The organism is Methylobacterium sp. AC832 (genome assembly GCF_979256025.1).
This window is the reverse complement of record NZ_CEEDMV010000001.1, coordinates 735,589-760,199: the sequence shown is the minus strand read 5'-3', so window position 1 is coordinate 760,199 and position 24,611 is coordinate 735,589. Positions and strand designations below refer to the sequence as shown.

Here is a 24,611-nt window from a genome sequence, read left to right as displayed (position 1 = left end):
GGGAGAGCCCGTGCCGATCCCGGCTGATCGCCCGGCGGAACCGGCCTCGAGGGTACAGTCACTCGTCTTGAGCCTCTTTGCGATCGCCGGCTCCCAGGCTGGCGATGTCATGGTGGAAAGTGCGCGGCCGGACCTTCGGTTGCGCGCCCGTTCGCTGGGATGCGCGTTCGAGACGAGGCTCCGTACCGGCGGCGACGATGGTCACCCGATCGCATCCCGGTTGCCCGGCATCGTCGCCCGCCATGCCGAGTGGCGTTACTGGCTGCCGCCCGCCACCTGACCGAGCTTGTCGATGTTCTGGGTGACGAGGGCGATGTTGCCGTCGGACGGCTTCTTCGGCTCACCGGCGGCGATCGCCTCGTTGATGTCCTTCAGCGCGGCGGCCTTGTCCTTCGGCTTCATCTTCTTGTCGGCCTCGACGGCGGTAAGCTGCTTCTTCAGCAGCGGCACGACGCCGACATAGGTCTTCGTCTCGGGGTCGATGCCTTCCAGCACCGCCTCGACGCTGTCGGCCGCGTCCTGCAGGTCGTCGACGCTGGCAAAGCCGTTCTTCTTCGCGATCGCCACGGCCTGGGCCTGAACTTTCGGATCAGGCTTGTCCGCGTTGCCGCCAGGGAGTTTCGCCAGTTCGGGCTGCGCGGCCACGAGGCCGTCGATCAGCGCCTGGGTCAGGGCGACCTCCTTCTGCTCCTCGGCCTCGGGGGCCGGAGCGGGAGCGGCGGGGGCTGGGGTGGCTTTGGCGGGTGCCGGCGCCTTCTGCGGCGCCTGGGCGAAGCTGACCTGCGAGACCAGGGCGGAGGTACCGAAGGCGAGGGACGCTGCCAGCAGGGCGCGAGTGGTGCGGCTCATGGATGTCTCTTCCTGTTGCGTGGTTGGGGAAGGGCCGTCATCGGCGGAGCGGGTCCGACCGTGACGGATGGCTTCGTCCGTCGGCACGAAGGCGGGCCATGTTGCCGAGCTTCGGGGCGAAACAGTGATCTCGGCGCCGAGGCCGATCACGGTTTCGCGGGAATGACGGCGATGTCGACCGGGGGGTGGCGCTCCCGCGCAACCACGCCACATTCCCGCGCAACCTTGGCAGGATTGCAGCCGACGGATCACCGCGCCCTATGCTCTCACGCTTTCTCGTCGGCGCTTGCGCCCTGTTGCTGCTGCTCGGCGCGGCGACCGCGCAGGAGCGTGCTCCCGGCGCGGCCATCGGCGGCGAAACGGAGGCGTTCTCACGCAAGGCCGCCGCTTTGATGGAATCCCATGCGGATGGCGGCGTCTTCTCGGGTGCCGTGATCGTGGCGCGGGACGGCATCCCTCTGTTCCGCCACGCCTACGGCATGGCCGACCGCGAATGGGCGATTCCCAACACGCCGGACACGGCGTTCCGCATCGGCTCCATCACGAAGCAGTTCACCGCGGCGGCGATCCTGAAACTCGCCGAGGCCGGTTCCCTCTCCCTCGACGATCCCGCCATCCGCTACCTGCCGGAACTGCCGCCGGCCTGGGCTGCGATGACGATCCGGATGCTGCTCAACCACAGTTCCGGCCTGCCCAACGTCACCGCCCTGCCGGGCTACGCGACGCAACTCGGGCGGATCGAGCGCTCGCCGATGGAGACCGTGGCCCTCCTCTACCGCGAGGACCTGCTGTTCCCGCCGGGGAGCGGCCACGAATACAGCAATACCGGCTACATCCTCCTCGCCGGCTTGATCGAGCGGATCACCGGCCAGAGTTTTGCGCGCTATCTCGACGACGCAATCCTGGCGCCGGCCGGATTGGCCTCGACCCGGGACGCCGATCCCGGCGCCATCCTCCCCCGGCGTGCCGCCGGCTACCGCCGCGTCTCGGGCGAATGGCGCCACGCCCTGCCGCTGGCCGCCAGCGCCCCGTCGGGTGCCGGCATGCTGGCCTCGACCCTCGACGACCTCGTCGCCTGGGACAGGGCGCTGTTCTCCGGCCCCATCCTGTCGGAGGCGTCGCGCCGGGCCATGGTGACGGATTACGGCCACGGCTACGGCCTCGGTTTGTATATCGGCACCGCCTACGGGCAGCGCCTGTGGTCGCATGGCGGGTTCATCAGCGGGTTCAGCGCGATCAAGGATTCCTATCCCGATCTCGGCCTCACCATCGTGGTGCTCGGCAATTCCGAGATCGTGCCGGCCCAGGCCCTCTCGCGACAACTCGCGGCCCTCTATCTGGGCGAGCCGGCGCGCACTGAGATCAACGTGAGCCAGACCGTTCTCGACCGCTATGTCGGCTTCTACCGGACCGGACCGCGCTCGGTCCTGGGCGTCACCCGCGACGGCGACCGTCTCACGGCACAGGCGGTCGGTCAGGGATCGGCCGAGTCCCGCATCACCCTCGTCGCCGAGAGCGACAGGGCCTTCGCGGCGGATAACGGCGCGATCCGCGTGGCTTTCGACATCGAACCTGACGGACGCGCCACGGGCGTGATGATCCACCGTGAGGGCACCGAACGGGCCGGTCCCAGGATCGATCGGGCCATCGCCCGGCGGATCACCGCACGCCGCTTCACCCGGCTGCCGTCGGGACGGTAAATGTCTTCCCTGACCCCAAACTCGGGTTGATACCGTCCGGTTTGTGGGGAGTTTCACGCCGGTTCCGACACCCTGACCGTCATTCCGGGTCGCCGAAGGCGAGCCCGGAATCCAGAACCGCTACGGATGCCAGCATCGTCGCTGGGTCGGTCGCACGATCGAGCCGTCCTCAAGACTCGTCGCGGATCTGGATCCCGGGCTCCGCTGCGCGGCCCCGGGATGACGGGACGTCCCGCTCATTGTCATGCCGACCCCTATCGACCCGAGGTCATGCCGACCCCTATCGACCCGAGTTCGAAGGTCTCCGCGCCTTCCCACGGCATCGCCAGACCGCCGCAGAGGGGCTAGACTGCTTCAGCGCGTAGCTCCCCGCCACAGAAGCGGGACCACGCGCCGACCCGTTCGATGCCGTCGCTCCGAGCCGGTTAGGCCAAAAGTCTATCTTGATTTGGCAATCCGCCCGGCTTCTGCTGGCGCACACAAGAACAACACGGAGGAAACGCACATGAACAAGCCCGAATTCCTGTCGTCAGGTACCAAGGCACCGTTCTCGGCCCGTTACGAGAACTTCATCGGAGGCCAGTGGGTCGCCCCCGTCGCCGGCCGGTATTTCGAGAACACCTCACCGGTCACCGGCCGCGTCATCTGCGAAGTCGCCCGTTCGGACGCGCAGGACGTGGAGAAGGCCCTCGATGCGGCCCATGCCGCCAAGGAGGCCTGGGGCCGCACCGCGCCGGGCGAGCGCGCCCTCATCCTCAACCGCATCGCCGACCGGATGGAGGAGAATCTCGACCTGATCGCCCTCGCCGAGACCTGGGACAACGGCAAGCCGATCCGCGAGACGACCAACGCCGACATCCCGCTGGCCATCGACCATTTCCGCTACTTCGCCGGCTGCGTCCGTGCCCAGGAAGGCTCGATCTCCGAGATCGACCACGACACCGTCGCTTACCATTTCCACGAGCCGCTCGGCGTCGTCGGCCAGATCATCCCGTGGAATTTCCCCATCCTGATGGCGGTGTGGAAGCTGGCGCCCGCGCTCGCCGCCGGCAATTGCGTGGTGCTCAAGCCCGCCGAGCAGACCCCGGCCTCGATCCTCGTGGTCGCCGAGCTCATCGCCGACCTGCTGCCGCCGGGCACCCTCAACATCGTCAACGGCTTCGGCCTGGAATGCGGCAAGCCGCTCGCCTCCTCGCCCCGCATCGCCAAGATCGCCTTCACCGGCGAGACGACGACGGGCCGCCTGATCATGCAATACGCCTCGCAGAACCTCATCCCGGTGACGCTGGAACTCGGCGGCAAGTCGCCGAACATCTTCTTCGCCGATGTGGCCAACGAGGATGACGACTTCTTCGACAAGGCCCTCGAAGGCTTCACCATGTTCGCCCTCAACCAGGGCGAGGTCTGCACCTGCCCAAGCCGCGCGCTGGTGCACGAATCGATCTACGACCGCTTCATGGAACGGGCGATCAAGCGCGTCGAGGCCATCGTCCAGGGCTCGCCCCTCGACCCGACCACGATGATCGGCGCCCAGGCTTCGGGCGAGCAGCTCGAGAAGATCCTGAGCTACATCGACATCGGCAAGCAGGAAGGCGCCAAGGTCCTCACCGGCGGCGAGCGCAACACCCTCGAAGGCGATCTGGCGGAAGGCTTCTACGTGAAGCCCACCGTGTTCCAGGGCCACAACAAGATGCGCATCTTCCAGGAGGAAATCTTCGGCCCCGTCCTCTCGGTGACGACCTTCAAGGACGATGCCGACGCGCTCTCCATCGCCAACGATACGCTCTACGGCCTCGGCGCCGGCGTCTGGACCCGCGACGGAACCCGCGCCTACCGCTTCGGCCGCGCCATCCAGGCCGGCCGCGTCTGGACCAATTGCTACCACGCCTATCCGGCCCATGCGGCCTTCGGCGGCTACAAGCAGTCCGGCATCGGCCGTGAGAACCACAAGATGATGCTCGACCATTACCAGCAGACCAAGAACATGCTGGTCAGCTACTCGGCCAAGAAGCTCGGCTTCTTCTAGGCCTCAGGGTACGAGACCACCTTGCCCCGGCCCGAAACGGCCGGGGCTTTTTCTTGGCCCCGACCTCTGCGTGGCCGCTATTCGCGCCAGCCGTAATCCCGCGCCTGCGTCGCAGCGCGGTGGAACACCAGCCGGCGGTCGTATTCCAGCGGGTCCTTCGGCTGGACCAGAGCGCCGGGCGGCACGTTGAGCCAGTCCACCAGCCGGGTCAGCATGAAGCGCAGGGCCGCGCCCCGGCACAGAATCGGCAGCGCCGCGACCTCGTCGTCCTGCAGACGACGCACGGATTGGTAGCCGGCGATCATCGCCTCGCCCTTCTCGGGGAAGAACGTGCCGTCCGCCTCGAAGCACCAGGCATTGAGGCAGATGGCGAGGTCGTAGGCGAAGGCGTCGGTACAGGCGAAATAGAAGTCGATCAGGCCCGACAGGTCGTCGCCGATGAAGAACACGTTGTCGGTGAAGAGGTCGGCATGGATCACGCCGGAGGGCAGGCCGCGCGGCCAGCCGACCTGGAGCACCGCGAGGTCGCCGCGCACGCGCTCCGTCAGCCCCTCGGAGACGGTGTCGGCGGCGGGGCCGGCAGCCTCGAACAGCGGCTGCCATGCCTCGACGGAGAGGTTGTTGGCGCGGGTCATGCCGAAATCGCTGCCGGCGCGATGCAGCCCCGCAAGGGCGACGCCCAGCGCCCGGCAATGGTCGGGGGTCGGCCGCTTGACCGATACGCCCTCCAGGAAGCTCACGATCACCGCCGGACGACCGCAGAGCGTGCCCAGCGCCACGCCGTCGCGCCGCGCGATCGGCTGCGGGCAGGCGAGGCCGCGCGCGGCGAGGTGCTGCATCAGGTTGAGGAAGAACGGCAGGTCGCCGGCATTCACCCTCTTCTCGTAGAGGGTGAGAATGTAGGAGCCGGCGGTGGTGTGCAGGAAAAAGTTGGTGTTCTCGACGCCCTCGGCGATGCCCTTGTAGGACAGGAGCGTGCCGATCTCGTATTCGGAGAGGAAGGCGGTCAGCGCCTCGTCGGAGACCTCGGTATAGACGGCCACGGGCTTCGCTGAGGTTCGAGGGCGGAAACGCGAAGGGGCGCCCGCAGGCGCCCCCGGATAGAGAGCCGATGCGGCCGTGTTACTCGGCGGCTTCGCTGCGCAATTCGCGCGGCAGCGGGAAGGACATGTCCTCCACCACCGTGGAAACCGTATCGACGGTGACGTCGTAGCGGGCGGCGAAGGCGTCGATAATCTCTTCCACCAGCACCTCGGGCGCCGAGGCGCCGGCGGTGAGGCCGAGCTTGCGGATGCCCTCGAAGGCCGGCCAGTCGATCTCCTCGGCGCGGAGCACGAGGCGGGTGATCGGGCAGCCGACGCGCTCGGCGACTTCGCGGAGACGCTGCGAGTTCGAGGAGTTCGAGGAGCCGACGACGATCACCGCATCCACCAGCGGAGCCACCTGCTTCACCGCTTCCTGGCGGTTGGTGGTGGCGTAGCAGATGTCGTCCTTGTGCGGCCCGGTAATGGTCGGGAACTTCTGCTTCAGGGCGGCGACGATGTGGCGGGTATCGTCCACCGACAGGGTCGTTTGCGTGACCCAGGCGAGGTTGTCGCGATTCTCCGGCTCCAGGGCGGCGATCTGCTCCAGATCCTCCACCAGGGTGATCGAGCCCTTGGGCAGCTGGCCCATGGTGCCGACGACTTCCGGATGGCCGGAATGGCCGACCAGCAGGACGTGGCGGCCGCGCTTGTGGTGGATCTCGGCCTCGCGGTGGACCTTGGTCACCAGCGGGCAAGTGGCGTCGATGGTGACGAGCCCGCGATTGTCGGCATTGGCCGGCACCGTCTTGGCGACGCCGTGGGCCGAGAAGATCACCGGGGCGTTGCCGTCCGGCACCTCGTCGAGCTCACGGACGAACACCGCGCCCTTCCGCTTCAGGCTCTCGACCACGTATTTGTTGTGGACGATCTCGTGACGCACATAGACCGGAGGTCCGTAGATCGCCAGCGCCCGCTCCACTACGTCGATGGCGCGAACCACGCCCGCGCAGAATCCCCGCGGTGCGCAGAGCAGGATCTCCAGGGGCGGCTTGGCCGAACCGTCGGGAAAGGTCTTCGAAAGAGGATCGCTCATGATAGCCGGGATGTGGCGAGGCGAGGCCGCCCCTGTCAACCTCCTATAGCGTAAAATGCGCGGCGGTGTCAGGGCGGAGGGGGCACACCCGGGCAGGATCGGATGCGCCCCTCCCTTGCGTCACTTACCTGCGCCCCAGCATCCGGTCGCTGATGATCCGCCGCTGGATCTCGCTGGTTCCCTCGAAGATCGTGGTGAGCCGCGCGTCGCGCCAGTAGCGTTCCACCCGGCGTTCGGTGGTGTAGCCGTTGCCGCCGTGGAGCTGCATCGCCTGGTTGGTGACGCGCACCGCCATCTCGGTGGCCAGCAGCTTCACCTTGGCGGATTCGCTCTCGGCCGCCTCGCCCTCGTCGAGAAGGTGGGCCACCTGTTGCCAGTAGGCGCGGGCCTGATCGACCTCCGCCGACATGTCGGCCAGCGCGAAGCGCAGGGCCTGGAACTCGCCGATCGGATGGCCGAACTGCTCGCGCTCCTGCAGGTAGAGCTGGCAATCCTCCACCGCCGCGCGGGCGACGCCGACGGCGCGGGCGGCGGTGTGGACGCGGGCGATGTTGAGGCCACGCTGCACCGAGGCGAAGCCGCCGGAATCCGCATCCGCGCCGCCATCGCCGTAGAGGCCGGTGAGGCGGTCACCCTCGGGCACGCGCACGCCGTCGAGTTCGAGCTCGAAGGTGAGGAAGCCGTGATAGCCGATCTTGTCGATGACATGGCCCGTCATGCCCTCGGGGAAGGTGCCGGGCTTCTTGACCACGAGGAACGGCTCCAGCCCGGCCGAGCGCGGCTCGCCCGGCTCCGGCTCGCGGGTGCGGGCCAGGACTTCGATGAAATCGGCTGCGAGCGCGAAACCGGCCCAGCGCTTGGTCCCGGTGAGCACCCAGTCGTCCCCGTCGCGCACCGCGCGGGTCTGGACGCCGGCGAGATCGGAACCGGCGGTGGGCTCGGACAGGGCGATGCCGCCGATCCACTCGCCGCGCGCTGACTTTCGCAGGAGCGCGCGGCGGCGCTCCTCGTCGAGGGTCTGGGTGCCGAGCCCCTGCCCCCGCGCCAGAATGCTGCCGACGGAGAGCCAGGCGCGGGCGAGCTCCTCCGAGACGAGGCAATATTCGAACACGCCAAGGCCGAGTCCGCCATGCTCGGCCGGAATGGTGATGCCGAACCAGCCCTTGGCCGCCATCCGGTCGATGAGCGAGCGCGGCATCTCGGCTTTCTGCCGGTCGAGTTCGTCGGCGAGCGGCAGCACCACGTCCCGGGCGAAGTCGCGCGCCTCCTGCTGAAGCCTGGCGCGCGCCTCCGTGCGCCAGGGGGAGAACAGCTCCGGCGGACGCGGCTGCTTCAGCTCCGACTTCGACATGGTTCCTCCCGAGATTTGTGTTGGGCGTCGCCCTTATCCAGCAAAGCTTCGCTTCGGCTCAGGGGTTCCACCTGGCGCGGCGCACCAGAAAGTCGTCAGGCCGCCGCCATGCTCTCTTCCAGCACGCGAAACAGGCGCGGATCGGCGCAATGGGCCACGTTGAAGCGAAGGAAGTCACGCCCGCTTGCGCCGATGCTGAAGGCCGCACCGGGGGCGAGGACCACGTCCCGCGCCAGGGCGTTGCGCGCGATATCGGCCGAATCGAGCCCGTCCGGCAGGCGCGCCCAGAGGAAGAGGCCACCCCGCGGCTCGGTCCAGAGGGTGAGGCCGCAGCGCTCCAGCCGCCGTGCGGTCTCGCCCATGGCGCGGGCGAGTTTTTCACGGATTTCCGCGAGGTGGCGGCGATAGGCCCCATCGGCGATGAGGCGATGCATCAGCGCCGCGGAGAGATGACCGTTGCCGAGGCTGAGGGCGAGCTTCAGGTCGATCAGCCCCTCCACCCAGTCGGGGCGCAGGGCGATGTAGCCGCAGCGGATCGAGGCCGAGAGGGTCTTCGAGAAGCTGCCCACCGCGATCACCCGGTCGAGCCCGTCGAACCCCGCCAGACGCGGGGCCGGGTCGGCTTCGAGATCTCCGAAGATGTCGTCCTCGACGATGAGCATGTCATGCGCCTCGGCGAGCTTGAGGACGCGGTGGGCCACGGCCGGGGCCAGGGTGGCGCCGGTGGGGTTATGGAGCGCGGAATTGGTCAGGTAGAACCGGGGCCGGTGCTCGACGATCAGCCGCTCGAGCTCGGCGACGTCCGGCCCGGCGGGGGTGAAGGGCACGCCCACGACCTTCGCGCGGTTCGCCCGCAGCAGCGCATGGTAGTTGAAGTAGCAGGGGTCATCGACCAGCACGGCGTCGCCCGGGTCGAGGAGGAACCGGCACAGCAGGTCCACGGCCTGGGTCGCCGAATCCGTCAGGACGATCTGGTCGGCCCCCGCCTCGATCCCCTTCTCGGAGAGACGCCGGGCGATCTGGCTCCGCAACGGCGGAAAGCCGAGGGGCTTGTCATAGCAGATCACGTTCGAATCGGCGTCGCGGGCGATGTGGCGCAGGGCGCGCCGGATCGCCTTCTCGGGCATCCATGACGAGGGCAGCCAGCCGGAACCGGGTTTCAGCAGGTCCGGCCCGGATTGCATCGATTGCCGGGTGATCCAGAGCGGATCCACGGCGCGGTCGAGCTGCGGCCCGATCTCCTTCAGGCAGAGAGGGCGGGTCTTGCCCGCCACATAGAAGCCCGAGCCCCGGCGCGCGACGATGGCGCCCTCCGCGCCGAGGCGCTCATAGGCCTCCACAACGGTGGATTTCGACACGCCCATGGATTCGGCGAAAGCCCGCACCGAGGGCAGCCGCGCGCCGGGCATGAGCTGGCGTCCGGCGATCCGCTCCATGATCGCGGACGACACCGTATCCACCAGGGTGACCGTGGTCCGCGCCGATCCCGCCATCTGTACTGATCCTTCGCCCGGACAATTCAGCCAAAGCGTACTGGACTGTCCCTGTCTCCGCCAGCGGGACGGGGCCATCCCTGCCCTCCGACGAAACGCCGTCAGGCCCGCGCGGCAGGCCGGCGAAGGAAAGGCCCATCGATGACGACGATCCTGCAGCAGCGGAACACCACGCGGACGGGCGACCTCGCTCGGCGCGTCTCGCTCGCCGCCGCCCGGCTGTTCGCCGGACTGGCCGCCGAGTTGTCGCGCCAAGCGATCAACCGGCGTGTCCTGCGCAAGCTCAGTGTCATGACCGATCGGGAATTGAAGGATATCGGCCTGATCCGGCAGGACGTGATGGATGCAGGCGCTGTTGAGGCCGACGCCTCCCAGTTCCTGCTGGTCCGCCAGGACGAGAGACGGGAAGCACGCCGCACCCGAGGCGTTAAGATCTGATCAAGATGGCGGAACGTGCATTATTGAGCATGACTTCGAATTCGGCATGCTGCCAAACTGGTCATTCGGTTGGTGATTGAGGTTTATCCGTGGTCCGGTTCTACCAGACCTGCAGGCACCGCAAGTCTATTTGGGCTAAGTGCTCGATCGCACGTCTTTCGGGGCGGAGGGGGCGCACATCACCCCCATCACCTTCGCCGCAAAGATTGGGCGTCGAGAATTTGGAACTCAGGATCATGAACAGCACCCTCAACTGGACCCCGGGCGACGCGGCAGCCGAACAGGTCGGCCGGGCCACCCGCTTCATCGGCAACCTCTTCTCCAAGGCCGCGTCCCTGGTCTCGCGCAACGACGCCGACAAGCGCGGCCTCGTGGAGCTCGGCTCCCTTTCCGAGCGCGAATTGAACGATATCGGCCTCACCCGCTGGGACGTCCTGGACGCCTACGACGCGCCCTCGCCTTCGGACGCCACCAAGGTGATCCTGGCCCATCGCGCCGTCCGCCAGGTCACGCGCCGCTTCGCCTGACACGTCATGCGCCGCTTCGCCTGAACCGCGTGCCGCTGCGCACCGGTAGTGGATGCGACACGGCCCATCCACCACATGCAGGCGTGGCGGGGGCGATGCCCCTGGTCTAAGAGGAGAGCACGGCGACGCGCTCGCGGCACCGGCCGCGGGCGACCCCACTCCTCATAGACCGGATCGACATGGCGAGCGCCTCCACCCATGTGAGCTTCCTGCCGCCGGTGCTGACCTTCCTGTCGGCGGCGGTGATCGGCGTGCCGATCTTCCGTCTCATCGGGCAGAGCGCGGTACTCGGATATCTCGTCGCCGGGGTCATCATCGGCCCCTTCGGCTTCTCGCTCATCGCCGAGCCGGAGACCGCCGCGAGCGTCGCGGAACTCGGCGTCGTCCTCCTTCTCTTCATCGTCGGGCTCGAACTCGAGATTTCCCGGCTGATTTCGATGCGGCGCGACATTTTCGGGCTCGGTGCGGCACAGCTGCTCCTCTGCACGATCTTGCTTGCCGGCGCCTGCGCCCTGTTCGGCCTCACCCTGGCCGCGAGCCTCGTCATCGGCGTCGCCCTCGCCCTGTCGGCCACCGCCGTCGCCCTGCAGCTCTTGGAAGAGCGCGGCGATCTCGGCACGCCCTATGGCGGACGCGCCTTCGCGGTGCTGCTGTTCCAGGACATCTCCGTCGTGGCCATCCTCGCCCTGATGCCGCTCCTCGCCTCCAGCGGCGGCACCGGCAACGACGAGTGGCTGGGACACGCGCTCGCCTCCACCGGAACCGTCGGGGCGGCGATCCTGGCCGTGGTGCTGGTGGGCCGCTACGGCCTCAATCCGTTCTTCAGCATGCTGGCGGCCAGCGGCGCGCGCGAGGTCATGACGGCGGCGGCCCTCCTCGTGGTCCTCGGCACCGCGATGCTGATGGAGCATGTCGGCCTGTCCATGGCGATGGGCGCCTTCCTCGCCGGCGTGCTTCTCGCGGAATCGAACTTCCGCCACCAGCTGGAGGCCGATATCGAGCCGTTCCGCGGCATGCTCCTCGGCCTGTTCTTCATGAGCGTGGGCATGTCCATCGACGGCGGCCTGCTGAAGAGCGCGTGGCCCGCCCTCCTCGGCGCGACGGCGGCCGCCATCCTGCTCAAGGTCGCCATCGTGGCCGGCCTGTTCCGCCTGTTCGGATCGCCCTGGCTCGATGCCGTGCGCGGCGCGGCGATCCTCGCGCCGGCGGGCGAGTTCGCCTTCGTGTTGCTTCCCGCCGGGTCCGAACTGGGGCTGATCGACCAATCCTCCACCCGGTTCGCCGTGGCGCTCGCCGCCCTGACCATGCTGGTCGGCCCCGTCGCCGCCAAGGCCCTCGACGGCTACCTGTCGCGCCACCGGCCGGACGCGGTGGAGCACGCACCAGACCAGATCGAGAGCACGGAGGCCCGCGTCCTCGTGGTCGGGTTCGGCCGTTTCGGACAGATCCTGACCCAGGTGCTCCTGGCCGAGGGAATCAGCGTCACCGTCATCGACAAGGACGTGGAGCAGATCCGTTCCGCCTCGCGCTTCGGGTTCCGCATCTATTACGGCGACGGCACGCGCCTCGACGTGCTGCGCGCGGCCGGAATCGGCCGGGTCGAGCTGCTCTGCATCTGTGTCGACGATCCCCAGGCGGCGCTGAAGATCGTCGATATCGTGCATGAGGAATTCACCGGAGTGCGCACCTATGTCCGCGCCTTCGACCGGATGCATTCCGTGGAGCTGATGAACCGCGACGTGGATTATCAGCTTCGCGAGACCGTGGAATCGGCCATCGCCTTCGGCCGCGCGACCCTGGAAGGGCTCGGCATCTCGGCCGAGGCCGCCGCCGCCACGGCGCAGGACGTGCGCAAGCGTGACGTGGCGCGCCTCGTCCTGCAGCAGGCCGGCGCCCTTCCGGAGGAAACGCGCTATATCGGCGGCAGCCCCGAGATCAAACCCGAACCCTTGACCCGTCCGCAGCGCCCGTCGCGCGCCCTCAGCGCCGAAACCAGAGATATTATCGGCCTGGAACAGCGCGAAGCCGCGACCCGCACGTTGCAAGTCCAGGATTCCCCATTGCAGGACACGCCAGCGGATGCCTGAAACGAGCGCGGCGGCGGTGGAACCCGCCGCCCGACGGGAGACGGGCCGTTTCGTCACGGGATCGATCCTGCGGCACGTCGTGGTGATGAGCGGGACGGGCTCGATCGGGCTGATGGCGATCTTCGTCGTCGACCTGCTCTCGCTGATCTATGTCTCGAAACTCGGCGACCCGACGCTCACGGCGGCGGTGGGCTTCGCCACCATCGTCCAGTTCTTCGCCATCGCCATCAATATCGGCCTGATGATCGCCGCCGGGGCCCTGGTCTCAAGGGCCATCGGCGCGGGCGACGAAGCGGGCGCGCGGCGGCTGGCCACATCCGCCTCGATCCACGGCATCATCGTCTCGGGCATCCTCGTCCTCGCCATGCTGCCGGTTCTGCCGACCATCCTGTCCTGGATCGGCGCCGACGCCGAGACGCTGCCCGTCGCCGAGCGCTTCCTCTGGATCGCCCTGCCCTCGAACCTGCTCATGGGACCGGGCATGATGTTCTCGGGCCTGCTTCGCTCCGTCGGGGCGGCGCGCCAGGCGATGTACGTGACGCTGGGCGGCGCCATCGTCACCGCCGGTCTCGATCCCCTCCTCATCTTCACGGCGGGGCTGGGGATCGACGGGGCCGCCATCACCACCTGCGTGGCGCGGGCGACCTTCGTCCTCGTCGGTCTCTGGGGCGTGCGCCAGCACCGGATGCTCGCCACGCCGAGCGTCGCGGATGTGATCTCGGACGCGCCCATCGTCTTCAGGATCGCCCTGCCCGCCGTGCTCACCAATCTCGCCCCCTCGGTGGCGAGCGCCTTCATCGCCCATGCGCTGGCCAAGTTCGGCGCCGTGGCGGTGGCCGGCAACGTGGTGATCGACCGGCTGACGCCGGTCGCCTTCGGCGGCCTCTTCGCCATGTCCGGCTCGATCGGGCCAATCCTCGGCCAGAACTGGGGAGCGGGGCGGTTCGACCGGATGCGCGGCGTGCTGAGGAACGGCGCACTGGTGACGGCGGTCTATGTCGTGGTGGTCTGGGCCGCGCTGATCGCCTTTCGCGGCCCCTTGACGGGCCTGTTCGAACTGACCGGCACCGCCGCCGACCTGTTCGTCTTCTTCTGCCTCGTGAGCGGAGGCGTGTGGTTCTTCACCGGGCTACTGTTCCTCGCCAACGCCTCGTTCAACAATCTCGGCTTTCCTTTCCTGTCGACCTTCCTCAATTGGGGCCGCGCCACCATCGGAACCGTGCCCCCGGCGCTTCTCGGCGGCTATCTCTATGGCCCCGAGGGCATCATCGCCGGGGTGGGGTTCGGCTCCGTCGCCTTCGGGGCGATCGGCATCGCCCTCGCCTTCCGGACGGTGACGCAGCTCGAGCAACGGGCCGGTTTCGCGCGCGAATTGGCCTCGGAGGCCGATGCGGATGCCTCCGGGGGCGATATTCCGGCCCCGGAGAGGCCGAACGCACTGGTTTAGAGCCGGGACGGGCATGATCTCGGGCTGGTAAGTACGACTGGGATGCGACAGAGTTCGCGTCTCGACAGCAGGCCGAAGCAATTCGGCCTGGCCGCGATGGGATCAAGAGGCTGCCGCCATGTTCAACCTGTTCGATCTCTTGCAGGCGCAGGGCGGCATGGACCCCAATGGTTTCATGGGCGCCAACGGTTTCGGCCAGCAATTCGGATTGTCGCCGGATCAGACCCGTCGGGCCATGGAAGCGCTGATGCCGGCCCTAACGCTCGGCCTCCAGCGCAACGCCGCCGCCGATCCCACCGGCTTCACCCAGATGTTCAGCTTCATGGACCCGGCCGCGCTCGCCGCCCCGCAGGCCAAGCCGCAGATGGATGCCATGATGCGCCAGCTCTTCGGCTCGCAGCATCTGAGCCAGGCCGTCCTGCAACAGGCAGCTGCGGTGAGCGGCGTGGCGACGCCCGCCCTCCGGCAGATGCTGCCGCTCATGGCCGGCATGGTCGTGGCGGGGATCGTCCACGTGATGATGAATCCGGGGCAGCCCGCTCCCCAGCCCGCGCCTCCCCCGCCCTCGCCCTTCGGCATCCCGACCCATCCCTATTGGACCGAGATGATGAACGGCTTCATGAAAGCGAGCGGTGCGATGCTGTCTTCGCCGATGCAGGCCGCCCCCCCTACTCGCACCGCCCCGGCACAGAAGAGCCTGCCGCCCGCACGCCTGTTCCCGGCGGCCCGACCGGCGCAGGATTCTTCCCCCACGCCCGAATCCCGTCAGGCCTCGGCCGGCGCGCAGCAAGGTGCCGCACTGAACCCGTTCGATCTGTTGCAGCAGATGTTTCAGTCCGGGCTGGAGGTTCAGCAGGAAAACGCGAGGACGATGCAGAGCCTGTTCGACAGCCTGTGGCGTGACGGCATGGCGTCCGTGGGCTCGTCGAAAGCCAACAACCCGACGCCGAACCGGCCCGGCCAGACGCGCCGCTGAAGCCGGCGCCGCACGAGACGCGCGGGGCACGAACGCTCAAATACTCCGGGTGAAAGCCTGCGCGACAGACTCGTAAAGCTCGCGGACCCGGTTGGTGTAATTCAGCAGCGCCGTGACGATCCCCAGGACGATCACGCTGGCAATCAGCGCGTATTCGATCGCGGACGTCCCACTTGTATCTCGAGCGAACCGCGAAGCGCTTTGTGAAAGACGGGACGGAGGGCCATCCGAGGACGCGATCGGCTTGGCGACCGTAGATGTCACATCGTTTTTTTCAGAAATCGTCATCGAGCGAGGCGATCCCTGAAGAAGCAGCGCCCGCCTTCCTACGACGAAAATCATTGCCGACGGTTTAAACAAATACCAGCGAAACGCCGTCGGACTTCCAATGGGTACGTGCCCCTCCGCCAACGCGACCAGGGGCTCGACATCCGGTTCGATGTGCCGCGATCCGGCAGCGACGGCCCAGCGCTTTCACCGCTCACATCGTCATTCAGCGTCACCGGGTTGCCCGGCCCCGAAGGGCCGAGCCAAAGGCGCGCTAGACATCACTATGCAGGACGAGACGGATCGGGTCTCGCCCTATCGAAAACGCGTGCCGCAAGCCCGCGACCGGGGCTGCCGTCCATCAAGCTTTTCCGGATTCCTTGCGCAGCGCGTCGATCCGTTTGGAGGCCTCGGCCTTGTCCAGATCCGGCTCGAACGAGTCGGGTGATTTCGCCTCCTCCGACAAGGTCTTGAGATAGGAAGCCTGCGCGCCGGTCATCGGCTCGTCGCCCGTGGTCCATTCGCTCGGATCCTTGATCCGGTTCGATGCATCGCCACCCGCCGTCTTCGGGTTCTCGTTCTCGTCCGTCGCCTGCTTCTTCGTCATCGCTCGACCTCGTTCATGAATTGTTCTCTCCATAACGAGGCGGTCGCCGATGAGTTCCGAACCCTGACCATCCCCGGGATGCGGGGTGTAAGCCTCACTCCGCCACGATCCTTCGTTCCGGCAACCGGCGGCCATATCGTTGGTGCCCCGCTAGAGCTGCGCCCGACCACGTTGGGTCGGGAGACATCTCCAGGCCTTTGTTTTGCCGCGCTCTTTTTCGCCGAACCGGGATCCACTTCGGCGGAGAGCGCTCTAGCCCGGCAGAAGTCCCGCCTGACGGTAAGTGTCGATCGCCGCATCGTAGACGGAGAGATCCGACCGGCTTCTCGCCAGAAGTTGCGCGCCGGCGATGGCCGCGAAGATGGCCCAGGCTCTCGACGTGGCGGTCTCGGCGGTAACCGGGGATGCGGCGGTCAGCTGTCTGCGGATCCAGGCCACGTTCACCTCGGCGAAAGCTCGTACCTCCGTCTTCACGTCGTCCGGCAGGTCGTCGTGCTCGGCGGCCATCATGCTGCCGAGGCAAATTCGGTTGTCGTTCTGGAGCGCCGTGCGGAACGTGTCGGGGTAGCGCCGCAGACAGGCGACCGGATCCGGACATGCGTCCGATAGGGCCTCCAGGGCAGCGAACGCATCTTCCCGGTAGCGCCGTGCCACCGCCGCCCCTAGGGCAGCCTTGCCGGGGAAATAATAGTGGATGCTCGCCGCCTTGATTCCCACCTCCTCCGCGAGATCGCGGAAGTTCAGGCCGCCATAGCCGCGTGCCTGCGCGGTCAGCCTTGCGGCGTTCAGGATCAGTTCCCGGGTGCTCTCGCTCATCCTCCGCTTCTACACCTGCATTCTATCGATTGGCAGGTAGACGTTGACGTGTCTTCATCGACCTGCATGGTGTATCTACCAACTGGCAGATAGAGAGTGTGCCGATGAAAATCTACGACCGTGAGGCGGGTCCCCATCCCGCACGAATCCGCATCGTCCTCGCCGAGAAGGGGCTGGAGGAGAGGATCGAGTTCGTCAGTATCGACCTCATCGCCGCCGAGCAGAAGCAGCCTGGTTTCCTGGCGATGAACCCGATCGGGAAGGTCCCGGTCCTCGAACTCGATGACGGGACGATCATCACCGAATCCACGGCGATCACGGAATATCTTGACAACCTGGACGGCCATCCGACCCTCACGGGTACGACACCGCGTGACAAAGGCGTCATCCACATGATGCAGCGGCGCGCCGAGATGATGCTGATCGATGCCGTCGACGATTATTTCCATTACGGCACCCCCGGCCTCGGCGGCGCGCTGCGGCCGTGGCGGATGCCGGATTGGAGCGGGGCCAAAGAATGGGGACAGCGGCGCGGCGCCTATGCCGTCGCCAACATGCCCTATTTCAACGATCTGCTGGCGAAGCAGCCCTTTCTCGCCGGAGACGGCTTCTCGATGCCGGACATCACCTTGTTCGCCGGGCTGATGTTCGCCGAGATCGTCGGCCTGCCGATCGCCCCGGAACTCACCGCCCTTCACGCCTGGCGCGGCAAGGTTGCCGATCGTCCGGCCGTGAAGAACCGCAGCGGACAGGTCCCGAGGCCGGAAGACCTGGCGCGATACGGCGACGCGGCTTAGGGCCTGTTCGGGCTGTTTTTCCAGGGCTTCGCCTCATCCTGCTGAGGTGCCGCATAGCGGCCTCGAAGGAGCCTTCCAGGGATCGCGTGACCACTGGAGGCCTCCTTCGAGGCCCGCTGACGCGGGCACCTCAGGGTGAGGAAATCTGCTTGGATGTTCGATTTCGCTTAGGATCGTCCGCTGAAAAATCCGAGCAGACAGGTGTCTGGGAGCTGCAGGCTTCCACACCGGGATCGTCCATCGCGCCCACTTGCGTGATGGACGGCGAGCCTCGTCACGAAGGACCAGCTCGATGGGAATCCCCGGTGAGCGAGGGCAAGGCGTCGTTCACGCCTCGTCCCCGCAAGCGCCTGCGACGTGGCCCCGCGAAGTGCGGTCCGAACTACGCCGCGACCGCCTTCGGCTGAACCTCGGCGGTGTAATCGTCCATGAGCGTCTTGGTCATGGACGCCGGGGTGAAGCGGTAGGGGCCGATTTCGGAGACCGGTGTCACTTCGGCAGCGGAGCCGGTGATGAAGCACTCGGAGAAGCCCTCCATCTCCTCGGGCTTGATCCTCCGTTCGATCACCTCGAAGCCACGCCGGTGGGCGAGGTCGATGACGGTCTGGCGGGTGATGCCGTTGAGGAAGCGGTCGGCGAGCGGGGTGTGGACCACGCCGTCCTTGATGAAGAAGATGTTCGCACCGGTGCATTCGGCGACGTAATCCTCCCAATCGAGCATCAGGGCGTCGGCATAGCCCTTGTTCTCGGCCCGGTGCTTCGAGATCGTGCAGATCATGTAGAGGCCGGCCGCCTTCGAGGCGGAGGGGATGGTCCGCGGATCGGGCCGGCGATAATCGGCCATGTCGAGGCGGATGCCCTTCATCTTGGTCTCGGGATCGAAATAGCTCGGCCATTCCCAGGCGGCGACGGCGAGATGGATGGTGTTGTTCTGGGCCGAGACGCCCATCATCTCCGAACCGCGCCAAGCGACGGGACGCAGGTAAGCGTCGGTGAGGCCGCTGGTCTTGAGCACGAGTTCCTTGGCCGCCTCGATCTCGGCGACGCCGTAGGGAATCGTGAAATCGAGATACTGCGCCGAGCGGAGCAGGCGCTCGGCATGCTCGTGGCTCTTGAAGATCCGTCCGCCATAGGCGCGCTCGCCCTCGAACACCGCCGAGCCGTAATGCAGGCCGTGGCTGAGCACGTGGATCTTGGCCTCGCGCCACGGCACCAGCACGCCATCGAACCAGATGGTGCCCTCGCGTTCGTCGAACGGGATCACGGACATGACGAATTCCTTGAAACCGCGGGCTCGCATCCGGGCGCCTGCGGGGTCGATCGATCGGGTTGGCGCGATGGCCAGGCAATGCCCCGCGCAGTATCCGCGAGGACGGAGGTCCGCAAGACGGCCGTTACGGCGAGCCGGTCCCGGGAGGCTTGACGGGTATCAACGCCCCTGAGATATGTCAACAACACTGACGTATATTGAGGATGTCGCCGGACGTGACGCGCCAATCGACCCTGGCAACGAGCCCGCCCCCCATACCCCCGTCCGGGGAGAATGACGGGCTGGCGGATTCAGGTCTCGCGCCCGAAGGCGTGCCCGTATCCGACAACGGCATCACCAACGATCTCGTCGAATTGCTGTTCTTCGCCTACCGCGACTTCGTCGGCGACCCGGACCGGATGCTGGCCGAATACGGGTTCGGGCGGGCGCATCACCGGGTGCTCCATTTCGTCTACCACTATCCCGGCCTGACCATCGCCGAACTCCTCGACATCCTGCGGATCACGAAGCAGAGTCTGAACCGGGTTCTCAAGGATTTGATCGAACAGGGTCACATCGTGCAGAAGACCGGCCGGAGCGACCGCCGGCAGCGTCTGCTCTATTGTTCGGAGACGGGCGCCACCCTCACGGCCGAGCTGACGCGGGTGCAGGTACGGCGGGTCGCCCGCGCCATCGCGGACCCGGTGGGGGATGGTCCGAAGGACGCCCGGGACAAGAGCGGATTTGCAGCGGCACAGGGGTTTCTCATGGCGATGATCGAACCCGAAGAGCGCGCGGCGGTGACGAGCCTGATGGCGCGGCGCGCCCGGAGCCGTCGCTGACATGGCATCGCCGGAACTGAAGGTCCGCGCCGAGCTTCCCGACCACGCGCCCCATATCCTCGTGGTCGACGACGACCGGCGGGTACGTGAATTGCTGTCGCGCTATCTCTACGAGCAGGGCTTCCGCGTCACCTCCGCCGGAAATGTCGAGGAGGCCCGGCAGCGGGCACAGAGCTTCGTCTTCGACGCCCTCGTCCTCGATGTGATGATGCCGGGCGAGAACGGTTTCGATTACGCCCGGCAGGTGCGCGAGACCTCGCGGGTGCCGATCCTGATGCTCACGGCCCGTTCCAACCCCAACGACCGGGTGATGGGGCTCGAGATCGGGGCGGACGATTACCTGCCCAAGCCCTTCGAGCCGCGCGAGTTGATCCTGCGCCTCAACAACATCATCAAGCGCCGCCCGGACGGCGCGCCGCCATCGGACCGCACCATCGCCACGGTGACGTTCGGGCCGTTCTCCTACCGGATCGACCGGGGCGAACTGCGCCGCGACGAGGAGACCATCCGCATCACCGAGCGCGAACGCGAGATCCTGACGATCCTGGCGGAGGCCAAGGGCGGCAATGTCGACCGCGACGTGCTGGCCGGGAATGGCGGGCTGGCCGCGGAGCGCACCATCGACGTGCAGATCAACCGCCTGCGCCGCAAGACCGAGGTCGATCCGGGCAATCCCCTCTTCCTCCAGACGGTCCGCGGCATCGGCTACCGCCTCGCGATCGATTAGACAGGACCCGCCATGGCCCTCGCCGGCCTGAACCTGTCGCGGATCAGAACCAGCACCGCCGCCGCCTGGCGCGCGAGACCGCATCCGCGCCGGATGTGGAAGAGGCTCGCGCGCGCCATCGGCAACGCCCTGCCGAAGGGGCTCTACGCCCGCTCGCTCATCATCATCATCGCGCCGGTGGTGCTGCTGCAATCGGTCATCGCCTACACCTTCATGGAGCGGCACTGGCAGCTCGTGACCCGCCGCCTCTCGGCGGCCGTGACGGCCGACGTGGCGGCGATGATCGACGTCTATGAGAGCTACCCCCAGGACAAGGACGCCGATACCCTCACCCGCATCGCCGGCACGCGGCTGAACCTCGACCTCGACATCCTGAAAGGGGCGAAGCTCCCCCTGCCGGGGCCGCGCCCGTTCTTCTCCATCCTCGACGAGACGCTCTCGGAGGAACTCGCCAAGCAGATCGGCCGGCCGTTCTGGATCGACACGGTGGGCCGGTCCAGCCTCATCGAGATCCGCGTCGAGATCCCGGACGGGGTGCTGCGGGTGACCGCGCGGCGGAGCATGGCCTACGCCTCGAACTCGCACATTTTCCTGCTCTGGATGAGCGGTTCGTCCCTGGTCCTGCTCGGCGTGGCGATCCTGTTCCTGCGCAACCAGATCAAGCCGATCCTCCGGCTGGCCGACGTGGCGGAAAGTTTCGGCAAGGGCCGCGAGATCGAGTTCCGGCCGCGCGGCGCCCGCGAGGTGCGACAGGCCGGCCACGCCTTCATCGAGATGAAGCGGCGCATCGAGCGGGCGATGGAACAGCGCACGACCATGCTCAACGGTGTCAGCCACGACCTTCGCACCATCATCACGCGGTTCAAGCTGTCGCTCGCCCTGGTGGAGCAGACCTCGGAGGTGGAAGACCTCCAGCGCGACGTCGACGAGATGAGCCGGATGCTGGAGGCCTACCTCGCCTTCGCGCGCGGCGATTCCGGCGAGGCCGCCGTGTCCACCGACATGCGGGCGATGCTGGACGACCTGCGCACTGACGTGGAACGTCTCGGCGCCCATGTGGCCGAGGTGGAGTTCGACGGCCGCGCCATGGTGACGCTGCGGCCGGACGCGTTCCGCCGCTGCCTGTTCAATCTCGCCGCCAACGCCGCCCGCTACGGCGAGACGGTGGCGATCCGGGGCCGCACGGAGGCACGCTCCTTCGTCGTCTCCATCGACGATGACGGCCCCGGCATCCCTCCCGAGAGCCGCGAAGAGGTGTTCAAGCCCTTCGTCCGCCTCGACGATGCGCGCCAGGATGCCGGCGGGTCGGGCCTCGGCCTCGCCATCGCCCGCGACATCGCCCGCGCCCATGGCGGCGACGTCGCCCTTCACGACAGTCCGCTGGGGGGATTGCGTGCCACCGTCCGCATCCCGGCGTGATGGTGGAGCGCCTGTGAATTTTGTTGCGTTCGGGGTGTCCCCTCGGGCGCAGTCCGATGCTATGACCGGTGCCGCTTTCAAGAGAAGGGCCGAACCCCGGTCCCGATACACGCGAGTACGCCATGAACCCGCTGGGTCCCGTCCTGATCGTCCTGCTCCTCCCGATCTCCGCCATCGGCCTCCTGCTCTACACCGATACCGGGATCGAGCCGGCGCTGTTCTCCGCCACGGTGAAGACCTTCGTCGCCCTGTTCGCCATCGCCGGGATTCTGTCCTACGGCGCGAGCCGGCTCGCCGCCCGCTCGGAAGGCTGACAACCGCGCCTCCGGATCGGCCCCATGGCGGGGCCGGTTCCCCGGTGACGCAACGGTGACGATGGGATCGAGGACGACATGAAGGCCGCCCTCGCTCGAATTCCCCTGCCCGCCCGGCCATGGACGGCACTCGCCCTCTGCCTCGCGGCGGGCGTCGCTGCGCTCTCCCCACTGGCCCTGGCCGCCGAGGAAAAGTCGGCCCCTCCGCCCGCGTCGATGCCGGAGCCGCCGGTTCGGCCCGCCGAGCTGAAGCCCGAGCCCGCGCCGACACCCGCGACGGTCCCGCCCCTGCCGGACGCTCCGACACCGCCCGAACGCCCGGCCGAACTCACGCCCCCTGCCCCGGCCGCCTCGGAGACGGGCCCGGCCGCGGAGATGCCGGCGCCGCCACCGCGCCCGGCCGAACTCTCGACGCCGCCGGCCTCCACGCCCGCCCTCACGCTGACGGTCGCCCCCCTCGACGACACCGCCTGTCGCAAACGCCTCGAACGGCTGGGGGCGGTCTTCGAGGCGCTGCCGCCGATCTCGAACGGCCAATGTGGCGCGGAGAAGCCGTTGAAGCTCAGCCGTCTGTCCGGCGAGGTGACGCTCACCCCGCCCGCGACCCTGGTCTGCAACACCGCCGAAGCCCTGGCGCGCTGGACCACGGAGGCCCAGGAAGCCTCGGAGCGCATCCTGAAGGCTCCGCTTCGGAACCTCTCCATCGGCACGTCCTACGAGTGTCGCGGCCAGAACCACGATCCCGACGCCAAGCTCAGCGAGCACAGCTTCGCCAACGGCGTGGACATCATGGGCTACGGCTTCGAAGGACGGGCACCGATCCAGGTCGGAGCCGGTCTCGACGGTGCGCCGGAGGCGACGTTCCAGGCCGCGACCCGGGCCAAGGCCTGCGCCTTCTTCCGCACCGTGCTCGGGCCGGGGTCGGATGCCTCCCACGGCAACCACCTCCATCTCGACGAACGCGAGAGGAATGCGGGACATCGCCTCTGCCAATAAGACTTGGTCTCTGCCAGTAGGAGCGGTGGAACGCCGAGGGGTCGGACCGGCTTGAAGGAACGAAGCTGTCGATCCCTAGGCGAAAGTTGATCTCCCGATGCCCCATCTGCCCCTGCCGAGCGCCGTCGCGCTCATGGCTCTTGTCTGCCTCGCGGCTCCGAACGCGGCAGTGGCGAAGCCGGCGGGAAACACATCCTCGGAGTCCAGCAAGGCGAGCTCCGACAAGGAGGCTCCCGGCGAGGCCCTGACCGCCGAGGCGATCAACGGCGCGACCTTCTCGGCGCCAGAGACGCCCGAGGGTGGCGGCAAGAAGGAGAGCAAGAAAGCGCGGGCGAAGGGCAAGGACAAGCGTCCTCAGCCGCTGCTGGTGAAAGTCCAGGTGCTGCTCGACCGGGCGCATTTCTCCCCCGGCGCCATCGACGGGCGGGACGGCGAGAACATGCGCAACGCCCTGTCGGCCTTCGCCGTGGCCCAGGGGCTGCCTGCGAGCCAGACCCTGAACCAGGAGCTCTTCGACAAGCTGGCCGTCTCCAGCGCCGACCCGGTGGTCGCCACCTACACGATCACCGACACCGACGCCTCGGGCCCCTTCGCGGAAAAGATCCCCGCCAAGATGGAGGAGCAGGCCGATCTCGAGGCGATGAACTACACCAATCCGCGCGAGATGCTGGCCGAGCGATTCCACATGTCGCGCGACCTCCTCAGCGCCCTGAACCCCGACGCCGCCTTCGACAAGGCGGGCACCGGCATCGTCGTGGCGGCGGTCCCTCCGCTCGAGACCGGCAAGCCGGCGAAGGACGAGGCGAAGTCCAAGAGCAAGTCCAGCGGCAAATCTGAAGACAAGGCCCGCGACGCATCGGACGGCAAATCCGCGGACAAGCCGGCTGCGGACAAAGGCACGGACACGTCGAAGAAGGACGATGCGCCCAAGAGCGACGATACCTCCAAGAAAGATGACGCCCCAAAGAAGGATGACGCCCCGAAGAAGGACATCGTGCGGGTCGAGGTCGACAAGGTCACCAGGCATGTCCGAGGCTTCGGCGAGGACGGCATCCTACGGGCCTATTACCCCGCCTCCATCGGCAGCGCCGAGAAGCCGGCCCCCTCCGGCGAGGCCAAGGTGAAGGGCGTCGCCTTCGCGCCGGTCTACACCTACAACCCGAAATACGCGTTCAAGGGCGTGAAGACGAACAAGACCTTCTCGATCCGCCCCGGCCCGAACAACCCGGTCGGCATCGTCTGGATCGACCTGTCGATCCCGTCCTACGGCATCCACGGCACGCCAGAGCCGGAGAAGGTCGGCAAGACCGAATCCCACGGCTGCATCCGCCTGACCAACTGGGACGCCCGCGACCTCGCCACCCGCATCGAGCGCGGCGCGAAGGTGGTGTTCAAGGACGAGTGAGGCGACTTGGGCGTAGAGTTGGGACGTGCGCAGTTCGAACGGAGGAGGGGCAGGCTCCGGCCCGAGCAGCTCGTGAGTAAGTTGGCTCTCAGGCCACCGAGCGGGATAGAGAGCACGACCGGAGGAACGGAGGTTCACTGTATAGCCCTGATTTCAATCG

The 24,611-nt window shown here is 67.4% G+C and carries 24 protein-coding genes; 15 read left to right on the top strand and 9 right to left on the bottom strand.

The features are described from left to right. Nucleotides 1-67 precede the first annotated feature (67 nt). Nucleotides 68-280: a hypothetical protein gene (locus AC0IXR_RS03545; protein ID WP_471759769.1), complete on the top strand. Its 213-nt coding sequence runs from the start codon at nucleotides 68-70 to the stop codon at nucleotides 278-280. Here the strand turns inward: AC0IXR_RS03545 and AC0IXR_RS03540 are convergent. Continuing rightward, a complete protein-coding gene (locus AC0IXR_RS03540; RefSeq protein WP_471759768.1) occupies nucleotides 256-849 on the bottom strand; it encodes a hypothetical protein in 594 nt (197 codons plus the stop codon). The two genes, AC0IXR_RS03545 and AC0IXR_RS03540, sit on opposite strands and share 25 nt — an antisense overlap. A gap of 260 nt (nucleotides 850-1,109) precedes the next feature. On the opposite strand from AC0IXR_RS03540, the gene AC0IXR_RS03535 reads away from it, so the two are divergent. Beyond that, entirely contained in the window at nucleotides 1,110-2,549 is a 1,440-nt protein-coding gene (locus tag AC0IXR_RS03535; RefSeq protein WP_471759767.1) for a serine hydrolase, read from the top strand. A gap of 505 nt (nucleotides 2,550-3,054) precedes the next feature. Continuing rightward, nucleotides 3,055-4,575 carry an aldehyde dehydrogenase gene (gene adh, locus AC0IXR_RS03530; RefSeq protein ID WP_471759766.1) on the top strand — a complete coding sequence of 507 codons (1,521 nt, stop codon included), beginning with the start codon at nucleotides 3,055-3,057 and terminating at the stop codon, nucleotides 4,573-4,575. Nucleotides 4,576-4,652: 77 nt separating this feature from the next. Here adh and thrB read toward each other — a convergent pair whose 3' ends face one another. The 4 genes from thrB to AC0IXR_RS03510 all read right to left on the bottom strand — a co-directional run bounded on the left by thrB (nucleotide 4,653) and on the right by AC0IXR_RS03510 (nucleotide 9,537). Beyond that, entirely contained in the window at nucleotides 4,653-5,618 is a 966-nt protein-coding gene (thrB, locus tag AC0IXR_RS03525) for a homoserine kinase (protein ID WP_471759765.1), read from the bottom strand. A gap of 79 nt (nucleotides 5,619-5,697) precedes the next feature. Next, nucleotides 5,698-6,693, bottom strand: a complete 996-nt coding sequence (gene ispH / locus AC0IXR_RS03520) for a 4-hydroxy-3-methylbut-2-enyl diphosphate reductase (RefSeq protein ID WP_056432293.1) — start codon at nucleotides 6,691-6,693, stop codon at nucleotides 5,698-5,700. A gap of 124 nt (nucleotides 6,694-6,817) precedes the next feature. Continuing rightward, nucleotides 6,818-8,044, bottom strand: a complete 1,227-nt coding sequence (locus tag AC0IXR_RS03515) for an acyl-CoA dehydrogenase family protein (protein WP_471759764.1) — start codon at nucleotides 8,042-8,044, stop codon at nucleotides 6,818-6,820. A gap of 95 nt (nucleotides 8,045-8,139) precedes the next feature. Then, nucleotides 8,140-9,537, bottom strand: coding sequence for an aminotransferase-like domain-containing protein (locus AC0IXR_RS03510; protein WP_471759763.1), 1,398 nt, complete (start codon nucleotides 9,535-9,537; stop codon nucleotides 8,140-8,142). A gap of 141 nt (nucleotides 9,538-9,678) precedes the next feature. Between AC0IXR_RS03510 and AC0IXR_RS03505 the strand changes: the two genes are divergently transcribed. The 5 genes from AC0IXR_RS03505 (at nucleotide 9,679) to AC0IXR_RS03485 (ending at nucleotide 15,012) form a co-directional block, all read left to right on the top strand. Continuing rightward, nucleotides 9,679-9,975: a YjiS-like domain-containing protein gene (locus AC0IXR_RS03505; RefSeq protein ID WP_471759762.1), complete on the top strand. Its 297-nt coding sequence runs from the start codon at nucleotides 9,679-9,681 to the stop codon at nucleotides 9,973-9,975. Nucleotides 9,976-10,211: 236 nt separating this feature from the next. After that, a complete protein-coding gene (locus AC0IXR_RS03500; protein ID WP_056432281.1) occupies nucleotides 10,212-10,502 on the top strand; it encodes a YjiS-like domain-containing protein in 291 nt (96 codons plus the stop codon). A gap of 179 nt (nucleotides 10,503-10,681) precedes the next feature. Next, nucleotides 10,682-12,589 (top strand): monovalent cation:proton antiporter-2 (CPA2) family protein, encoded by a 1,908-nt coding sequence (locus AC0IXR_RS03495; RefSeq protein WP_056432278.1) that lies wholly within the window; start codon nucleotides 10,682-10,684, stop codon nucleotides 12,587-12,589. Next, nucleotides 12,582-14,036 (top strand): MATE family efflux transporter, encoded by a 1,455-nt coding sequence (locus AC0IXR_RS03490; protein WP_471759761.1) that lies wholly within the window; start codon nucleotides 12,582-12,584, stop codon nucleotides 14,034-14,036. Before AC0IXR_RS03495 ends, AC0IXR_RS03490 begins: the two co-directional genes overlap by 8 nt. A 118-nt stretch (nucleotides 14,037-14,154) precedes the next feature. Further along, on the top strand, nucleotides 14,155-15,012 hold the full coding sequence (locus AC0IXR_RS03485) for a DUF937 domain-containing protein (RefSeq protein WP_471759760.1): 858 nt from the start codon (nucleotides 14,155-14,157) through the stop codon (nucleotides 15,010-15,012). A gap of 36 nt (nucleotides 15,013-15,048) precedes the next feature. Here AC0IXR_RS03485 and AC0IXR_RS03480 read toward each other — a convergent pair whose 3' ends face one another. The 3 genes from AC0IXR_RS03480 to AC0IXR_RS03470 form a co-directional block, all read right to left on the bottom strand. Next, the gene (locus tag AC0IXR_RS03480) at nucleotides 15,049-15,300 is read right to left on the bottom strand and encodes a Flp family type IVb pilin (RefSeq protein WP_471759759.1); all 252 of its coding nucleotides are present in this window, start codon (nucleotides 15,298-15,300) and stop codon (nucleotides 15,049-15,051) included. 340 nt (nucleotides 15,301-15,640) lie between these two features. Continuing rightward, nucleotides 15,641-15,886 carry a DUF3072 domain-containing protein gene (locus AC0IXR_RS03475; protein WP_082469922.1) on the bottom strand — a complete coding sequence of 82 codons (246 nt, stop codon included), beginning with the start codon at nucleotides 15,884-15,886 and terminating at the stop codon, nucleotides 15,641-15,643. A gap of 252 nt (nucleotides 15,887-16,138) precedes the next feature. After that, nucleotides 16,139-16,702 (bottom strand): TetR/AcrR family transcriptional regulator, encoded by a 564-nt coding sequence (locus AC0IXR_RS03470; protein ID WP_471759758.1) that lies wholly within the window; start codon nucleotides 16,700-16,702, stop codon nucleotides 16,139-16,141. Nucleotides 16,703-16,806: 104 nt separating this feature from the next. On the opposite strand from AC0IXR_RS03470, the gene AC0IXR_RS03465 reads away from it, so the two are divergent. Next, entirely contained in the window at nucleotides 16,807-17,499 is a 693-nt protein-coding gene (locus tag AC0IXR_RS03465; RefSeq protein ID WP_471759757.1) for a glutathione S-transferase family protein, read from the top strand. A 382-nt stretch (nucleotides 17,500-17,881) separates the two neighbouring features. On the opposite strand, the gene AC0IXR_RS03460 is transcribed toward AC0IXR_RS03465, so the two are convergent. Continuing rightward, a complete protein-coding gene (locus AC0IXR_RS03460) occupies nucleotides 17,882-18,769 on the bottom strand; it encodes a branched-chain amino acid aminotransferase (protein WP_419951919.1) in 888 nt (295 codons plus the stop codon). 203 nt (nucleotides 18,770-18,972) lie between these two features. Here AC0IXR_RS03460 and AC0IXR_RS03455 point away from each other — a divergent pair, with 203 nt between their 5' ends. The 6 genes from AC0IXR_RS03455 (at nucleotide 18,973) to AC0IXR_RS03430 (ending at nucleotide 24,451) form a co-directional block, all read left to right on the top strand. Then, on the top strand, nucleotides 18,973-19,590 hold the full coding sequence (locus tag AC0IXR_RS03455) for a MarR family winged helix-turn-helix transcriptional regulator (protein ID WP_471759756.1): 618 nt from the start codon (nucleotides 18,973-18,975) through the stop codon (nucleotides 19,588-19,590). A 1-nt stretch (nucleotide 19,591) separates the two neighbouring features. Beyond that, complete coding sequence (locus tag AC0IXR_RS03450; RefSeq protein ID WP_056432261.1) at nucleotides 19,592-20,317, top strand: response regulator; 726 nt, start codon at nucleotides 19,592-19,594, stop codon at nucleotides 20,315-20,317. A gap of 12 nt (nucleotides 20,318-20,329) precedes the next feature. Further along, entirely contained in the window at nucleotides 20,330-21,736 is a 1,407-nt protein-coding gene (locus tag AC0IXR_RS03445; protein WP_082469920.1) for an ATP-binding protein, read from the top strand. A gap of 122 nt (nucleotides 21,737-21,858) precedes the next feature. Then, nucleotides 21,859-22,050: a hypothetical protein gene (locus AC0IXR_RS03440; protein WP_056254034.1), complete on the top strand. Its 192-nt coding sequence runs from the start codon at nucleotides 21,859-21,861 to the stop codon at nucleotides 22,048-22,050. A gap of 78 nt (nucleotides 22,051-22,128) precedes the next feature. Beyond that, nucleotides 22,129-23,046 (top strand): extensin-like domain-containing protein, encoded by a 918-nt coding sequence (locus AC0IXR_RS03435; protein ID WP_471759755.1) that lies wholly within the window; start codon nucleotides 22,129-22,131, stop codon nucleotides 23,044-23,046. A gap of 97 nt (nucleotides 23,047-23,143) precedes the next feature. Continuing rightward, complete coding sequence (locus AC0IXR_RS03430) at nucleotides 23,144-24,451, top strand: L,D-transpeptidase family protein (protein WP_471759754.1); 1,308 nt, start codon at nucleotides 23,144-23,146, stop codon at nucleotides 24,449-24,451. Nucleotides 24,452-24,611 lie beyond the last annotated feature (160 nt).

Coding starts and splice junctions, on each gene's coding strand:
- adh (WP_471759766.1), top strand. CDS start 3,055: ATGAACAAGCCCGAATTCCTGTCGTCAGGTACCAAGGCACCGTTCTCG.
- AC0IXR_RS03455 (WP_471759756.1), top strand. CDS start 18,973: ATGTCGCCGGACGTGACGCGCCAATCGACCCTGGCAACGAGCCCGCCC.
- AC0IXR_RS03505 (WP_471759762.1), top strand. CDS start 9,679: ATGACGACGATCCTGCAGCAGCGGAACACCACGCGGACGGGCGACCTC.
- AC0IXR_RS03440 (WP_056254034.1), top strand. CDS start 21,859: ATGAACCCGCTGGGTCCCGTCCTGATCGTCCTGCTCCTCCCGATCTCC.
- AC0IXR_RS03485 (WP_471759760.1), top strand. CDS start 14,155: ATGTTCAACCTGTTCGATCTCTTGCAGGCGCAGGGCGGCATGGACCCC.
- AC0IXR_RS03430 (WP_471759754.1), top strand. CDS start 23,144: ATGCCCCATCTGCCCCTGCCGAGCGCCGTCGCGCTCATGGCTCTTGTC.
- AC0IXR_RS03470 (WP_471759758.1), bottom strand. CDS start 16,702: ATGAGCGAGAGCACCCGGGAACTGATCCTGAACGCCGCAAGGCTGACC.
- AC0IXR_RS03540 (WP_471759768.1), bottom strand. CDS start 849: ATGAGCCGCACCACTCGCGCCCTGCTGGCAGCGTCCCTCGCCTTCGGT.
- ispH (WP_056432293.1), bottom strand. CDS start 6,693: ATGAGCGATCCTCTTTCGAAGACCTTTCCCGACGGTTCGGCCAAGCCG.
- AC0IXR_RS03480 (WP_471759759.1), bottom strand. CDS start 15,300: ATGACGATTTCTGAAAAAAACGATGTGACATCTACGGTCGCCAAGCCG.
- AC0IXR_RS03500 (WP_056432281.1), top strand. CDS start 10,212: ATGAACAGCACCCTCAACTGGACCCCGGGCGACGCGGCAGCCGAACAG.
- AC0IXR_RS03450 (WP_056432261.1), top strand. CDS start 19,592: ATGGCATCGCCGGAACTGAAGGTCCGCGCCGAGCTTCCCGACCACGCG.
- AC0IXR_RS03490 (WP_471759761.1), top strand. CDS start 12,582: ATGCCTGAAACGAGCGCGGCGGCGGTGGAACCCGCCGCCCGACGGGAG.
- AC0IXR_RS03495 (WP_056432278.1), top strand. CDS start 10,682: ATGGCGAGCGCCTCCACCCATGTGAGCTTCCTGCCGCCGGTGCTGACC.
- AC0IXR_RS03510 (WP_471759763.1), bottom strand. CDS start 9,537: ATGGCGGGATCGGCGCGGACCACGGTCACCCTGGTGGATACGGTGTCG.
- AC0IXR_RS03435 (WP_471759755.1), top strand. CDS start 22,129: ATGAAGGCCGCCCTCGCTCGAATTCCCCTGCCCGCCCGGCCATGGACG.
- AC0IXR_RS03535 (WP_471759767.1), top strand. CDS start 1,110: ATGCTCTCACGCTTTCTCGTCGGCGCTTGCGCCCTGTTGCTGCTGCTC.
- AC0IXR_RS03465 (WP_471759757.1), top strand. CDS start 16,807: ATGAAAATCTACGACCGTGAGGCGGGTCCCCATCCCGCACGAATCCGC.
- AC0IXR_RS03475 (WP_082469922.1), bottom strand. CDS start 15,886: ATGACGAAGAAGCAGGCGACGGACGAGAACGAGAACCCGAAGACGGCG.
- AC0IXR_RS03445 (WP_082469920.1), top strand. CDS start 20,330: ATGGCCCTCGCCGGCCTGAACCTGTCGCGGATCAGAACCAGCACCGCC.
- AC0IXR_RS03515 (WP_471759764.1), bottom strand. CDS start 8,044: ATGTCGAAGTCGGAGCTGAAGCAGCCGCGTCCGCCGGAGCTGTTCTCC.
- AC0IXR_RS03460 (WP_419951919.1), bottom strand. CDS start 18,769: ATGTCCGTGATCCCGTTCGACGAACGCGAGGGCACCATCTGGTTCGAT.